Annotated in this window: 10 protein-coding genes; all 10 read right to left on the reverse strand. The window is 65.3% G+C overall.

All coding sequences use genetic code 11. From position 1 onward, the window contains the following. Positions 1 to 25: 25 nt before the first annotated feature. Positions 26 to 1,363 (reverse strand): hypothetical protein, encoded by a 1,338-nt coding sequence (locus ABIC75_RS08360; protein ID WP_354013381.1) that lies wholly within the window; start codon positions 1,361 to 1,363, stop codon positions 26 to 28. Continuing rightward, entirely contained in the window at positions 1,360 to 2,973 is a 1,614-nt protein-coding gene (locus ABIC75_RS08365) for a vWA domain-containing protein (RefSeq protein WP_354013382.1), read from the reverse strand. Before ABIC75_RS08365 ends, ABIC75_RS08360 begins: the two co-directional genes overlap by 4 nt. Position 2,974: 1 nt before the next feature. Further along, positions 2,975 to 3,997, reverse strand: coding sequence for a vWA domain-containing protein (locus tag ABIC75_RS08370; protein ID WP_354013383.1), 1,023 nt, complete (start codon positions 3,995 to 3,997; stop codon positions 2,975 to 2,977). After that, complete coding sequence (locus tag ABIC75_RS08375; RefSeq protein ID WP_354013384.1) at positions 3,984 to 4,484, reverse strand: DUF4381 domain-containing protein; 501 nt, start codon at positions 4,482 to 4,484, stop codon at positions 3,984 to 3,986. Before ABIC75_RS08375 ends, ABIC75_RS08370 begins: the two co-directional genes overlap by 14 nt. Positions 4,485 to 4,487: 3 nt before the next feature. Continuing rightward, entirely contained in the window at positions 4,488 to 5,438 is a 951-nt protein-coding gene (locus tag ABIC75_RS08380; protein ID WP_354013385.1) for a DUF58 domain-containing protein, read from the reverse strand. 16 nt (positions 5,439 to 5,454) lie between these two features. Further along, positions 5,455 to 6,435 (reverse strand): AAA family ATPase, encoded by a 981-nt coding sequence (locus ABIC75_RS08385; protein WP_354013386.1) that lies wholly within the window; start codon positions 6,433 to 6,435, stop codon positions 5,455 to 5,457. A gap of 28 nt (positions 6,436 to 6,463) precedes the next feature. Beyond that, positions 6,464 to 8,938, reverse strand: coding sequence for a fused MFS/spermidine synthase (locus ABIC75_RS08390; protein ID WP_354013387.1), 2,475 nt, complete (start codon positions 8,936 to 8,938; stop codon positions 6,464 to 6,466). 240 nt (positions 8,939 to 9,178) lie between these two features. Next, positions 9,179 to 10,849 carry an arylsulfatase gene (locus tag ABIC75_RS08395; protein ID WP_354013388.1) on the reverse strand — a complete coding sequence of 557 codons (1,671 nt, stop codon included), beginning with the start codon at positions 10,847 to 10,849 and terminating at the stop codon, positions 9,179 to 9,181. Between the two features lie 98 nt (positions 10,850 to 10,947). After that, positions 10,948 to 11,991: an HAD family hydrolase gene (locus ABIC75_RS08400; RefSeq protein WP_354013389.1), complete on the reverse strand. Its 1,044-nt coding sequence runs from the start codon at positions 11,989 to 11,991 to the stop codon at positions 10,948 to 10,950. Positions 11,992 to 12,289: 298 nt separating this feature from the next. Further along, positions 12,290 to 13,822 carry a CehA/McbA family metallohydrolase gene (locus ABIC75_RS08405; protein WP_354013390.1) on the reverse strand — a complete coding sequence of 511 codons (1,533 nt, stop codon included), beginning with the start codon at positions 13,820 to 13,822 and terminating at the stop codon, positions 12,290 to 12,292. Positions 13,823 to 13,870 lie beyond the last annotated feature (48 nt).

Genomic DNA, 13,870 nt, shown 5'->3' on the forward strand with positions numbered 1-13,870 from the left:
TGACGCCGTGAACGCGTGTCGCCACTCATGCCATGGGATTGAGCGGCGGCAAGGCCGGTCGTTGCCGCCAGCGCCAGCGGCTGCGCTTCCACAGGTGCCGCGCGTCGGTGAGCCTGTCGACCAGCACCTGCGCGGACCACGTGGAACCGTTGCCGCCATAAAGCGCATCCTGCAATGCGTTCCACGCATCGTGCAGCGCGGCGTCGCCGTAGCTGGCCACCCAGCCATGCATGCTGCCCGGTGCACCATCCGCCGCAGCGCGACGCACCCATGCGTCGACGGCTTCCGCCAACGCGGCTGCCGACGTCTCGTTGCGCCGACGACGAACGGCGCGGAACGCGACGGCTTCACGATGGCGATACTCATATCGCCACGCCTTCCATCGTTGCCATTGCCGCGCACACCACGCGCGGAAGTACCAGGCCAGTGCCGCCAGCACGGCAAGCGTCATCAGCGCCAATCCTGCATCGCTGGAAAACCAACCGATCAGGCATGGCATGAACCCTCGCTGCGGCAACGCGAACCTCGGCTTGTTGGCCGCCCCCCACCAGGCATGGAAGTGCACGGCCGGCACCGTGCTCTCGCGCCATTCGCGCGTGCGGCTGTCCATCCAGCGCACGGTGACGGGCGGCAGCGTGTAGCGTCCACGATGGTCGATCACGTAGCTGGCCGTGTCCACGCGATTGCCGCCGACGAAGCCGCCGTGGTTGTCCACCGCATCGCGCACCACGGGCGAGGCCGGATACAGGGTCAGCCCGTCCACCGGCGCGAACGTGCTGGGCGGTAGCATCATCGCGGGTGCGCCCTCGGCCGATATCTCGATGCGGCGCGTGACCGTATCGCCCACGTGCAGACCGGTGTTCTCGGGCGTGATGGTCTGCGTGACCTTCAACGAACGGGCAATCAATGCTTCCGTCACGCCGTCCGGCAACACCAGTGCCTGCACCCGCAGCGACAGCGGCGGCGTCTGCACGGTGACGGGCAAACGTTGCGCGCCGAGATGCGCGGTGATCTCGAACGATGGAATCTCCACGGTTCCCGACATCAGCGGCGTGATGAGATAGGTGCGCGAAACGCCCGACCAGTTCTGGCCATCCACGGTTTCCACCAGATGCCCCGGCGTTTCGGCGGAGAGCGACAGATACGCACCGTCGATGTGCAACTCCGGCAACACCGGTGCATCGATGAAGAAATCCGAAGTCAGCACGTCCACCACGATGCGCGCCGTCTCGCCCTGCATCAGCGCGCCCGCGGGCTCCTGATGCACGCGCACGCGCATCGGCGGCGATGGCGGCGCAACGGGCTCGTCGGCGTGGGCAATCATCATCCCCAGGCACAGCAGGCATGCCAGCAGGCGCTTCATGGCTGTGCCCCTGCAGCGCTGCCGGCGGGCGCAGGCTGGCCGTCCTCGATGCTGAACTTGGTGCGCAGGAAATCGGCGGGCGACACGCTGAGGTTGCGCATCCACACATCGGCGGGCAGCTGCGCAGGACGGTTGCCCATCACCTGCATCTTGCCTTTGCCCTTGGCACCTTCCTTGTCCTGCTTGATCTGGTCGGGACGGGTTTCGTCGTCCTGATCCTCGTCCGGTACGCTTTGGCGCTGTTTCATCAGCGCGACCATCAGGCGCAGATTGGCCTCCGCATCGGGGAACGGATGACGCATGCGCAGCGCCTCGTCGTAGGCCTGCCTGGCTTCCTCGTACTCGAACTGATGCGCGTAACTGTTGCCGGCCATGAACTTCGCGTCCGCGCCCGGCAAGGTCTCGAAGATCTTGCGCGCATCGTCCCAGCGCCCGTGCTGGTACAGCGCCCAGCCCTTCCAGTAAGGGTTTTGGAAATGCTGCGCGGCCTTCTCGAAATCGCGATGCTCGTAGTACCAGCGACCCTGCTGGTCGGGAGTGAAGAACCAGTCGGCGACGTGCCAGTCCGCCGCCATCGCCGAGGACGGATGCATCGCCAGCCCCGTGACGCCGAGCACGAACACCCAGCGCACCATCCAGCCGCGCCGGAACCAGAACAGCGCGATGAGCACCAGCGGATAGCACAGGAAGTAACCGTACTCCTTCCAGTGCACCGACGAGTTGTCCTTCACGATCTGCAGGTGATGCACCGCCTCGCGCTGCACCCACTGCATGTCGTCGTTGCCCGAGGTGACGCTGGCCAAGGGAACATGCGCCTGCGTGGCGAGCCGCTGCAGCGCGTCGTCGTCCAGCTTGGCCTCGATGGGCGCACCATCCGCACTCGTCTGAATCTGACCATGGGGCCCGCGCAAGGGGCCGCCTTCCGTGGTGCCCACGGCCAGCATCAACACCTGCTGCCGCGAATGCTGCCGGTGCGCCACGAATGCGGGAATCTGCGCATCGTCGAAGCCGCTGGTGAAGAACACGATAGTGCCCGGATCGCTCTCCGCGTTGAGCAGCTTGTCCGCCAGCGCAAGCGCGGCGCCTGCGTTGAGTCCCTTGCCGGAGGGCAGCAGATCCGTGCTCAGCGCGGAGAGGAACATTTCCATCAACGCCGCGTCATCCGTCGGCGGCAACACCATGTGCGCCGAACTGGTGTAGACGATAAGGCCGGTGCGGCCGCCCGCGCGCAGGGCCATCAAGTCGCGTACTTTCTGCTTGGCGCGTTCGAGCCGCGTCGGCGAGACGTCCATGGCATTCATCGCCGCGGAGAGATCCATCGCCACGACGAGCGGCGCGCGATCTTCCGCGAATGGCGGCGATTCCAGTTCCCACGTGGGTCCGGCGCAGGCCATGCTGCCAATGATGAGCACGGCGCACACCAGATGGATGGGGCGCGGCCGCCATCGCTCGCTGTCGCCCACGACGAGGTGCGCCAGCAGATGCGGCGCGATCATGCCCTTCCATCGTTGCAGCGGATCGTTGCGACGCCCCCACCACCAGAGCAGCAGCGGCCCCACCGGCAACAGCAGCAGCCACAACGGTCGGATGAAGTGAAAGCCCTGCTCCATCTCAGCTCCCCGATGCATCAGGCGAGAGTCGGGACACGGCGCGGCGTCGAGCCAGCGGCGCCAGTACGCCCAGCATCGCCAGGTGATACGCCACCATCAGCAGCAAGGCCGCACCCAGTGGCACGTAGTAGAACTTCACCTTCGGCCGGTACACCGAATGCTTCACCTTGCTGGGCGTCACGCGGTCGAGCAGCGCATAGATGTCGGCCAACTGTTCGCGGTTTTCGCCGCGGAAACTTCGCCCGCCCGTGGCGCTGGCAATGCGCTTGAGCGCGTCCAGATCCACGCGGTTCTCACCCTTGGCCGCGGGATCGCCGATGCCGATGGTGTGGATCACGATGTGGCCGGCCTTGGCGATCTCGGCCGCCTTGTCCGCAGGAATGCGGCCCGCCGTGTCGTTGCCGTCAGTGAGCAGGATCAGCACGCGCTCGCGCTGCTTCGAATGCTCGGTCATCTTCACGGCCACGCCGATGGCGTCGCCGATGGCCGTCTGTTCGCCCGCCATGCCCACGCGCAATTCATCGAGCAACTCGCGCACGGCGACGTGGTCAAGCGACAGCGGCGCCTGAGGAAACGCGTTGGTGCCGAACACGATGAGGCCGATGCGGTCGGTGGTGCGATGCGCGATGAAATCGTCGACGACGCTTTTCACCGCGCTCAGCCGGTCGACGCGCTGCCCTTGCGGATCGAGGAAATCCGGCGTGGCCATGGAGCCGGACAAATCGATCGCCAGCAGCAGGTCGCGCGCCGATTCGATGCGTTCGATGGGTGGCTCCAGCCGCTGCGGCCCGGCCAGCGACAGCACCACCAGCGCCCAGCACACCGGCGCCAGCACGCGACGCAGCCAGTTGCCGCGCAGCACCACCGCGCCGCGCGCGGGCGTCTGCCCCGTGGCCTTGGTCAGTTCGTCGAAGAACGGCACGCGCACGGCGCGCGTGCGTTCGCCGTACGGCGGCAGCAGCCACCACACCAGCAGCGGCAAGGGCAGCAACAGGAGCAACCAGGGATGCTCAAGCTGCCACATGGTCGTCGATCCACCGATGCAGCAGCGCCATCAGCGCGGCGAGTTCGTCCTTGCCGATGTCGCCGTTGCCATAAGCCAACGCATCGAGCTGGCGACCCGGACCTTGCACGAATCCGCCTTGCGGATAGGTGCCATCGAGATAACGCAGCCACGCATCGCCGCTGAGTGGCGCCACCTGCTGCCGCGGCGCCCACGCCAGCACTGTGCGCTTGACCAGGGCGGGCAAGGCGGCCAGCGCTTCCTTGCGCGTCGCCGCTTCGTTCGCCGCGCGCTCGATGGCATCCAGTGCGGCCTGCGCCTCACGGCGAAACCGATTGCGCCGCCATCGGCGCCACCGGAAGAACGCATACACCAGCAAGCCAAGCGTAATCAGCCCCGCCACCACCCACCATCCCGCCGTCTGCGGTGCGTAGGACACGGGTGGCGGCGCGGGAATGTCCTTGAGATCGGCGATGGACGCCATCGGCTTGTCGGGAAGCAGCAGCACGGCCTACCTCCCACGCAAGGCGACATGCCCGAGCAGTCGCGCCACCTGCAGCAGCGTGGGCTGTTCGGTATCGATGGCCAGCATGGGCACGCCGCAGCGCTGCACCAGTTCCACGGTTTCCTGCAGGCGCCGGTCGAACATCGCGCTCAGTGGTTCGCGGATGGTCTTGCGGTCGAAATCCAGCTCCACCTGCAACTCGCCTTCGGTGACCACGATCTTGCCGCGGTCCGGCACGGAGCGCGCGGAGGGATCGAACACCAGCGCCGCCACCACGTCGTTGTGCGTGGCCAGTTCGCGGATGAGCTGCAAGGTCTGCTCGTCCGCGCCAAGAAAGTCGCTGACGATGAAGACGAGGTAATCGTGCGTGGCCAGATGCAGCGCCGCGCGCAAGGCGGCATCCAGCTGGCCGGGATTGATGCGCACCGGGCTGTCCGCGTTCAACGCCTGGTTGCTTCGCGCCAGTGCACCGAGCACCGCCAGCACGCGCGCACGGCTGCGGTGCGCGCGGATGCTTTGGATGTGGTCGTCGTCGAACACCACCGCGCCGGCGCGGTCGCCGGCCTGGAACGACATCCACGCGCCGAGTGCCGCCAACTCCGCTGCCACCACCGACTTCATGGCACGACGCGTGCCGTAGAACATCGAGATGCGCTGATCGACCACGAACAGCGCCGGTCGGTCACGCTCTTCCGTGTACGAACGCACCAGTGCGTGGCCGACGCGCGAGGACGCCTTCCAGTCCAGGTGGCGCAGATCGTCGCCGGGCACGTACGCGCGGATCTCTTCGAAATTGAGGCCACGCCCGCGCAGGCGCGACGCATGGCGACCCGCGAGGATGCTGTGGTGCGGACGATGCGGCGTGGCGCGCAGGCGTCGCGCGTCGTATTCCATGCGCGCCAGGTACGAGGGCGTGACGTAGACCGTACCGACGTCGCTGGCTGCCACCTCTGCCATCGCACGCACCTCCCGCTCAGGCCGGCACGGCCACCAGTTCCAGAATCCTGTCGATCACCTGATCGGCATGAATGCCTTCGGCGCTGGCGTCGTAGGAAAGGATCAGGCGATGACGCAGCACGGGATGCACCATCGCGCGCACATCGTCGGGCGTGACATGGTCGCGGCCTTCCAGCCATGCATGCACACGCGAGGTGCGTTCCAGCGCAATGCCGCCACGCGGGCTGGCGCCCACCTGTATCCAGCTGGCCAGCGTCTTGTCGTAATTGGCGGGATGACGCGTCGCGTCGACCAGGGCCATGATGTATTGCTCGATGGCCGGCGCCACGTGCATGCCGTGGATCTCGCCGCGCGCCTCGAACACGCTGGCCGGCGCGATGCGCGTGGCCTTTGCCGCGTGCGCGCCGTTGGACGTGCCCACTTCCTCGCTGCGCACGAGTTCGAGCACGCTCACTTCGCTGCCCTTGTCCGGATAGTCCACCAGTACTTTCATCAGGAAGCGGTCGAGCTGCGCTTCGGGCAACGGATAGGTGCCTTCCTGCTCGATGGGATTCTGCGTGGCCATCACGATGAACAGGTCCGGCATCGCGTGCGTGGTGCCCGCCACGGTGATCTGCCGTTCTTCCATGGCTTCCAGCAGCGCGGCCTGCACCTTGGCGGGAGCGCGGTTGATCTCGTCGGCAAGAATCACGTTGCCGAAGATCGGCCCCGGCTGGAACTGGAACACGTTCTGCCCGTCCTTCTGGTGCAGCACTTCCGTGCCGGTAATGTCCGAAGGCAACAGGTCGGGGGTGAACTGGATGCGGCGCATGTCGGCATCGAGGTTCTTTGCCATGCTTTTCACCGCACGCGTCTTGGCGAGACCGGGCAGGCTTTCGAGCAACAGGTGTCCATTGGCCAGCAGGCCAACGATCATCTGCCGAATCAGATCGCGCTGCCCGATGATGGAGGTTTCCATCTGTGCCTGCAGCGTCGACACGGCCTCTTTCGCATTCATGTCCAATGGCTCTCCTTCGCTCGCCGCATCACGGGCCGCCACCGGCGATCCAGCGGTAGTAGGGATTCTGGCCGTCCGCCTGCATCACCATGCCGAGCGCTTCGGACCACTGCTCGCGGTCGCCTTGATACGCCGCCAACCCTGACGCGTAGAAGGCGAACAGCACATCGCGCTGGTGGTGCATGGCGTCGATGAGTTGGGGATCGGCACCGCGCACGGGCGGCTCGGTGCGCAAGGTCGCCAGTTCCGGCAGCACGCGCACGATCTCGTTGCGCCGCAGCCACGTGCCGTATTCGATGCTTGGACGATCGTCAGTGACCGCGGGCGTGTTGCCCGCGTAGCGCTCAAGGCCGGCCCGATCGGTGACCCACGTCGCCAGCAACGCTGCGGGCGATGCCACGCCGACCTCACCGAGCGACTGCGCCACCGAAGGTTGGTTGAAGTGCTGCGCGATGCGAGCGGCATCGAGTTGGATGGGTTCGTTCGAGCCGACCAGCAGCATTTCGTGCAACTCCGTGGTCCACAGCGTGGCGTGCGGAAACGCGTCGAGGAAGGCGCGCACCATGGCGCGCGAGTCTTCATCGTTCTGCGTGGCAATGGGCCACCATTGGGCCAGGATGCCGCCGGGCGCAAGACGCTTCGACGCGAGCTGGTAGAAATCGCGCGAATACAGGTTCACCACGCCGGCAGCGGAAGGCGGCGGCGGTTCGAGCGTGATCACATCGTAGGTCTGCGGACTGGCCAGCAATTCGCGGCGCCCGTCGCGCAAACGGACATCCAGGCCCGGATCGCTTCCCGCGCGGTAATTGCCGTGAAACTGCGATGCCGCATGCACGACGGCCGGCAGCAGTTCGGCGCACACACGCGTGGTCAGCCCGGGATACTGCGACAGCGCGCCGGCCGTGATGCCGGTGCCAAAGCCGATCACCAGTGCCGAGCGCGGCTCGCCGCGATGGATGATCAACGGCAGCAAGGCCTGCAGGCGCATATAGCGTTGCGAGGGCAGCGTGTCGCCCGAGTTGGATACGCCCTGGATGTAGAGCCGATGGAAGCGGTTCTCGCCCTGCCCCTGCGCCAACACGGCCACCGTGCCGCCGCGACTCTCCTGGTAGTAGGTGAGTTCACCACCGCGCACCTGCGCCAGCAACGTGGCAAGCTTCTGCGGCGGTGTCAGTACGCCCAGCACCAATGAGCAAGCGCCCACGGCAACCACGATCCACCTCGACCGCTCGCGCGATGCCGAGCCCGCGAACACTGCCGTCACACCGACCACGGCCGCCGCCATCGCGAGCAAGACCAGCGAACGCACCAACCCGAACGTTGGCACCAGTAAGAATCCCGTCAACGCGGTGCCGGCGATACCGCCCAAGGTATTCACCGCCACGGCAAAGCCCACGTCGCGACCGCTTCGCCCCGGCTGTGCGTAGAGCCGAAGCACCGCGGGAAACGCGGCGCCCAACAGCACGGTCGGCAGCAACACGACAGCAACGGCAGCAACCACGAAGCGCGCGCACATCGCCGCAAGGCGATTGCCGGTGAGTTCGGTCACGACATTCGCCACGCGACCCTGTAGCGTCGGCAACCATTCGCCCAACACACTGACCTGCAGCAAGGCCACCAGGCCGGCGAGCGCGATGAGCATGCCGAAGGCAAACCAGCCGTTGCGCACGCGATCGGCGAACCGCGCGTGGATCGCACTGCCCAGCATCAGGCCCAGCAAATAGACGGCCAGCATCATGGCGAACGCGAAGGCGCGCGTCGTCATGAACTGCACCACGGTCTGCGACCAAATCACTTCGTAACCCAGCGCGATGCCGCCGGCCATCGCATAGAGCACAAGCGCCAGCCGTGCGGAACGAGGCGTTGGCGCGCACTCTTGCGCGACATCCGGTGAAGCCGCCGCGTGACGACGATCCAGCATCCACGCCACCGCCGCCATCGACAGATTGATCGCTGCGGCGGCCCACGCGCTTCCCTGCACACCGAATGTCGGAAGCAACAGGAAAGGCGCCACCAGCACACCGGCGATCGCACCCGCCGTATTGGCCGCATACAGCCTGCCGCCGGTACCCGCCACGCTGTCGCCAGCACTCGCGCGAACCAGTACGGGCAGCGTGCCGCCCATGGCAATCGTAGGCACGCCCACCAGTACAAAAGGCAGCAGCCATGCGAGCCAGCCGACGTGCTGCTCCAACTGCGCGAACAAGCCGGCGCACTGCGGCAACACCATCGTCGCGCACACACCAAGCACACCGACCGCCACTTCCAGCCACGCATAAAGACGCAACGGATGAGCGCGCCCATCCGCCGTGCGTCCCCACCAGGCGCCGCCGATGGCCAACCCCGCGAAGAACGCGCTCACCGCAATGGTGACGGCATAAACCTCCACGCCCACCACCAGCGATAGCTGCTTGATCCACAGCAACTGATAGACCAGCGACGCAGCGCCGGAGCCAAACAGCAACGCGGCCGACCATCGCGCCGTGGCCGAATGGGCGGGCACGGCCACAAAGTCATGTTTTCCAACGCGTGGAGGCTTCATGGCAGGCATGGATCTCGCGCGGGACGGTATGTCATTCGAGTATAGGGACGAAGCGAGGCGCGAAGCGCTACTTAAGTAACCGCGGCGAACGCGCCATACGCGTCACCTCATCGACACCCAAAATGCAGACTGCCCGCGCGACGGCGGGCAGTCTGCCTATGGCTCGCGACAGGCGGCGTTCGTGCCGCCCGTCGCCGGTCATTACTTGCCCTGCTTCTGCAGTTCCATCTTCAACTGCTCCACCGCCTTGTCGATGGTGAATGAGTCGGGCGACTGGCTCGGCGGATAGTCCTTGAACGTTGCCAGGAATTTGGCCACGCGCATGTTGCCCTCCACGGTGAGATAGGCGTTCTCCGTGATCCACTGGTAGTAGCCGGCCGTCGGACCGATATCGCCGCGCTCGTACGGGTCCATGCGCAGGTTGTAGAGCTTGGGCAGGCGCAGGCAGGTGAACGGTTCCATCCATATCTGCAGGCCACCGGGCGCGCGCTGCTCGCAGAACACGGCCTTCCATGCGTCCGGCCTCACTGCACCGGGCTCCAGTGGATCCCATCGCACCGCAACCAGCTGGGCATCGTCGTCGAAGTAGAAGAACTCATCGCGTGGACTGACGTTGGTCTTGCCGGTGAGATACGGCAGGAAGTTGTAGCCGTCCAGATGCACTTTGAACGATTTGCCGCTGATGCTAGCGCCCTTCAGCAGTTTGTTTGCGATGTCGCCATCGCCGGCCGCTGCCACCAGGGTCGGGAACCAGTCCAGGCCGGAGATGAGCGCGTTGCTGACCGTGTTGGGCCGGATATGGCCCGGCCAGCGGATCATCGCCGGCACGCGGAAGGCGCCTTCCCAGTTGGAATCCTTCTCGCTGCGGAACGGCGTGTTGGCGGCATCCGGCCAGGTGAAGAAGTTCGGGCCGTTGTCGGTGGTGAAGATGACGATGGTGTTCTTGGTGATGCCCGCGTCATCCAGCGTCTTGAGCAGCTTGCCGACGTTCTGGTCCATCTCCCACATGCCATCGGCGTATTCGTGGCCCTTCGTGCCCAGGCCGGCCTTGCCCGCGAATTCCGGACGCACGTGCGTGAAGATGTGCATGCGCGTGAAGTTCATCCACACGAAGAACGGCTGTTTGCCCTGGGCCTGCTTCTGGATGTACGAAATCGCCGCACCGGTGGTCTCGTCGTCGATCGTCTGCATGCGCTTGACGGTCAGCGGGCCGGTGTCTTCTATCTTGCCGTCCGAGAAGGTGTGCATCACGCCGCGCGGGTTGTACACCTTCAGGAAGTTCGGGTCGTTCGACGGCCAGTACGGACGCTCCGGCTCTTCCTCGGCATTGAGGTGATACAGGTTGCCGAAGTATTCGTCGAAGCCATGCTTGGTCGGCAGGTATTCGTCACGATCGCCCAAGTGATTCTTGCCGAACTGCGCCGTGGCATAGCCCTGGCCTTTCATCGCCTGCGCGATGGTGACGTCGCGATCCTGCAGGCCGGCTTTCGCACCCGGCATGCCGACCTTGGAAAGGCCGGTGCGCAGCACCGTCTGCCCGGTGATGAAGGTGGAGCGACCCGCCGTGCAGCTGTTCTCGGCGTAGTAGTCGGTGAAGATCATGCCTTCGCGGGCAATGCGGTCGATGTTGGGCGTGCGATAACCCACCAGGCCCATCGAGTACGCGCTGATGTTCGACTGGCCCACGTCATCGCCGAAGATCACGAGGATGTTGGGCTTGCCGTTGTCCTGCTCCTGCGACTGGTCCTGCGCAGGCGGTTGCGCCTTGACGGCGGTAGGTTCGAGGGTGACAGCGGCCACGACGAGCAAAGCCGTCGCCACCACTGTCGTCAGTGACTTGATCAAGGTGCTGCGCTGCCACGGGCGAAACATGGGGAACCTCCTAATGTGCACGACTGCGCGGGGCAGCCACCATGAACCACATCATTCATTCCGCAACGGCGCTCAGGGCGCTGCACCGTCGTCACGCGTTACTGCTTTTCAGCGGGATAAATCACGTTCCAATCCTTCTTCATGTCCACCACGGTCCAGCCCCTGGCCGTGGCCTCATCCAGTGCCTTGTCGAGCTTGCCGATCTTCGACTGGCGGTCGTATGACCACTCGCGCGCCGCGTCGGTGTGATGCACGAGCCCGGCGAAACGCGCGCCGTCGCCGGCTGTCGTCCACTCCAGCATCTGCTGGTCGCCATCGGAGTTGCCGAACGCGAAGATGGGTTTGACGCCGAGCGCACGCTGGATGCCCACCGGCTTGCCGGGACCGTCGTCCACCAGCGCCACCTTGGGCAGCTTGACCAGTACCGGCTTGCCGTCCTGCAGTTCGTATTTCAGCTCGCCCTGGCTGCCCACGATCTGTTCCGGCGGAATGCCGTAGACCGCGGGAACCCAGGCACGCATGAAGTCCTGGCCGCCACCGGACACGATGTACGTGGTGAATCCGTTGTCGCGCAGGTAATGCAGCAACTCCAGCATCGGCTGGTACACCATCTCGGTGAACACCCGCTGCGTCTTGGGATGCTTTGCCGTGGATACCCACTGGCTCACATTGCGCGCGAACTCGTCAGTGGTCATGCCCGAGTGCGTGGCGGCCACCAGTTCGAGCACGCCCTTCTCGCCGGTGGCGGCCAGGCCTTTCATGTCGCCCGCCAGGGCGGACTTGTAGGGTTCGGTGGTCTTCCATTCCGGATGCTGCGGCGACATGGCCTTCAGCTGGTCCAGCGCGAAGAAGAATTCGAAGTAGGCGGGCTGCTCCGCCCACAGCGTGCCGTCGTTGTCGAACACGGCGATGCGTTTGGACGGCTCGACGAAATCCGGCGACCCTTTGGTGGTGATCTTTTTGACGAAGCCTTCAATCTGCTGCTTGGTGGCGCCCTCATTCCACGATGGCAACGGGTCGTCCGCTGCCGCGCAGACATTCACCCACGCGAGCATCGCCAGCATGCAGCACACCGCCCAGCGGAACGCCCAGGTCTTGCGTGCGAATACGCCGGCGTTGGCGGGGTCAGTTGCGGCGTGCATCCAAGCAGCTCCTCATGGATCGATGCCGCCACCACCGCAGATGGATCGCCTGCGTTACGGACGACAACTCATGACGGGCGCCCTGTTGGGTCCTGCGCCCGGCCTGGGCGTCGTCGACACGACGCGCCGACGCTCACGGTCGTGGATTTGGCAGGCACTGACAATTCGAGAGACTACCTAGGGGTTCTAAGCAAAATTACGGTGGCGCACTGCCACACGCATGAAAACGAGGCCGCGTTGCGCGGCCTCGTGAGGGAAAGGTGAAGACGGGTGGCGTCGCGCGCCGCGATGGTTCAACTCAGTCGTTGAGATATACCGGATTGCCCACCAGCAGCAGCGCGCCATCGGCGCCGCGCACATTAGCGCGCATCCAATGTCCCTTGCCGTCACTGGGCCAATCGAACGAAAGCGCCTGCGCCGCACTGTGGATGGCCATATCGTTTTTTGGCTGGAAGGCCTGCCCGTCCACGATGATCTCGACACGGCCGTTGGCCACCGCCGTCACATGCATGGTCACATGCACCACGCTGCCTGGAGGCGCGGCCAGGGTATCGCCCATCTCGGCCGAACGATTGCCTACGCTCGCCGCGAAATCCATGAAGCGATCGCGACTGCCCTGCGCATCGATGAACACATGCCCCGCGCGAATGGCATCGAGGATGGCCTTCATCGAAAGCTCGCTGGCATGCACCACCGTGGTCGGCAGGCCAATCGCCATGCTGCCGCCGGTGGCCGGCAATGGCAGCTTCGCGTTGTGGTTGTCGCTGCCGCCGATGCCGGTGAGGTGGAAACCCTTGTTGAGCTGTTCCTGCCAGAAGGGAATGCCGGTGTACTTGGGGCTCGATGCATCCATGCCGTTGACCGCTTCGATGGCCTGCACCAGGTGCATGTCCACCGGCTGCTCCGGTGTCCAGCCGCAACCCATGCAGGTTTCATCGTTGGGGCGGTTCGGATGGTTGATGGAAAACACGCCATGCAGCGCGCCCACTGCCGTCAACAACGCGTTCCAGTCAGGCACGGCCTTGCTGCCGAGACGAAAATCCAGCGGTTCGGTGGTGCCGAACAAATTGCCGTGACCCTGGAACGTGGTCACTTCACGCGCCGGAATCAGCAGCAGGTGATCGAAATACGGCTGCAGTTCGCGGATATCGTTCGCCTGCGACACCGTGTTGTGGTCGCTCAGCGCAATGAAGTCGAGTCCGCGCTTCGCCGCATCCTCCACGGTGAACACGAGAGGACATGGCACGCGAGCATCGCCACCCTGCGTCTGGCAGCTGCCATCGCTGTGCGCGCCGTGCATGTGCAGGTCGCCGCGATACCAACCCGCGCCGCTGCGCAGCGGCGCGTTGAGCACCGCAGGCAGCCACGCCGGATCGCCCGGATGGCCAAACCAGATCCTCGCCGTGTATTCCGCCTTCGAAGCGGGACGGATATTGGGAATGCCCAGCAGCAAGGCCCAACGCCCGGGCTGGATCGGGCCCGGTGCAAACGACGGCGTGGCATCCACCGCGCCGACGGTGAAGACGCGCTTGCTGCCGCCCGTCCAACCACGCAGACCTTGCTGGCCGTGAAAGCCGTCCGGATCTTCCAGCCCTAGGTCGATGGTGGTGTGCTCGTCGCGACCGGTGGATTCGAACTGCACCGTGATGCGATTGACGCCCGTGGGAACCTGGAACGGCACTTCGCGATAGGTGTGGTTGTCGCTGCCTTGCAGCGAACCGTGCAGCACCACGTCCGGTGCGTTCTCGGTGGCGCAGGCCACGCCGAGGATCGCCAGCCACAACGCCACCAGCGCGATGAAGCAATAGGAACCACGGGATTGCTCATTCATGACTCGTTTCCTGATGAAAAACCATCCCGCGCGCCGCCATGCGGTGCG

The sequence above is a fragment of the Dyella japonica genome, from assembly GCF_040545895.1.
Classification (GTDB): domain Bacteria; phylum Pseudomonadota; class Gammaproteobacteria; order Xanthomonadales; family Rhodanobacteraceae; genus Dyella; species Dyella japonica_D.

What these genes read in the sequence shown, in the direction of transcription:
- ABIC75_RS08405 (WP_354013390.1), bottom strand. Translation starts at nt 13,822, where the DNA reads ATGAATGAGCAATCCCGTGGTTCCTATTGCTTCATCGCGCTGGTGGCG.
- ABIC75_RS08400 (WP_354013389.1), bottom strand. Translation starts at nt 11,991, where the DNA reads ATGCACGCCGCAACTGACCCCGCCAACGCCGGCGTATTCGCACGCAAG.
- ABIC75_RS08360 (WP_354013381.1), bottom strand. Translation starts at nt 1,363, where the DNA reads ATGAAGCGCCTGCTGGCATGCCTGCTGTGCCTGGGGATGATGATTGCC.
- ABIC75_RS08380 (WP_354013385.1), bottom strand. Translation starts at nt 5,438, where the DNA reads ATGGCAGAGGTGGCAGCCAGCGACGTCGGTACGGTCTACGTCACGCCC.
- ABIC75_RS08395 (WP_354013388.1), bottom strand. Translation starts at nt 10,849, where the DNA reads ATGTTTCGCCCGTGGCAGCGCAGCACCTTGATCAAGTCACTGACGACA.
- ABIC75_RS08365 (WP_354013382.1), bottom strand. Translation starts at nt 2,973, where the DNA reads ATGGAGCAGGGCTTTCACTTCATCCGACCGTTGTGGCTGCTGCTGTTG.
- ABIC75_RS08370 (WP_354013383.1), bottom strand. Translation starts at nt 3,997, where the DNA reads ATGTGGCAGCTTGAGCATCCCTGGTTGCTCCTGTTGCTGCCCTTGCCG.
- ABIC75_RS08385 (WP_354013386.1), bottom strand. Translation starts at nt 6,435, where the DNA reads ATGAATGCGAAAGAGGCCGTGTCGACGCTGCAGGCACAGATGGAAACC.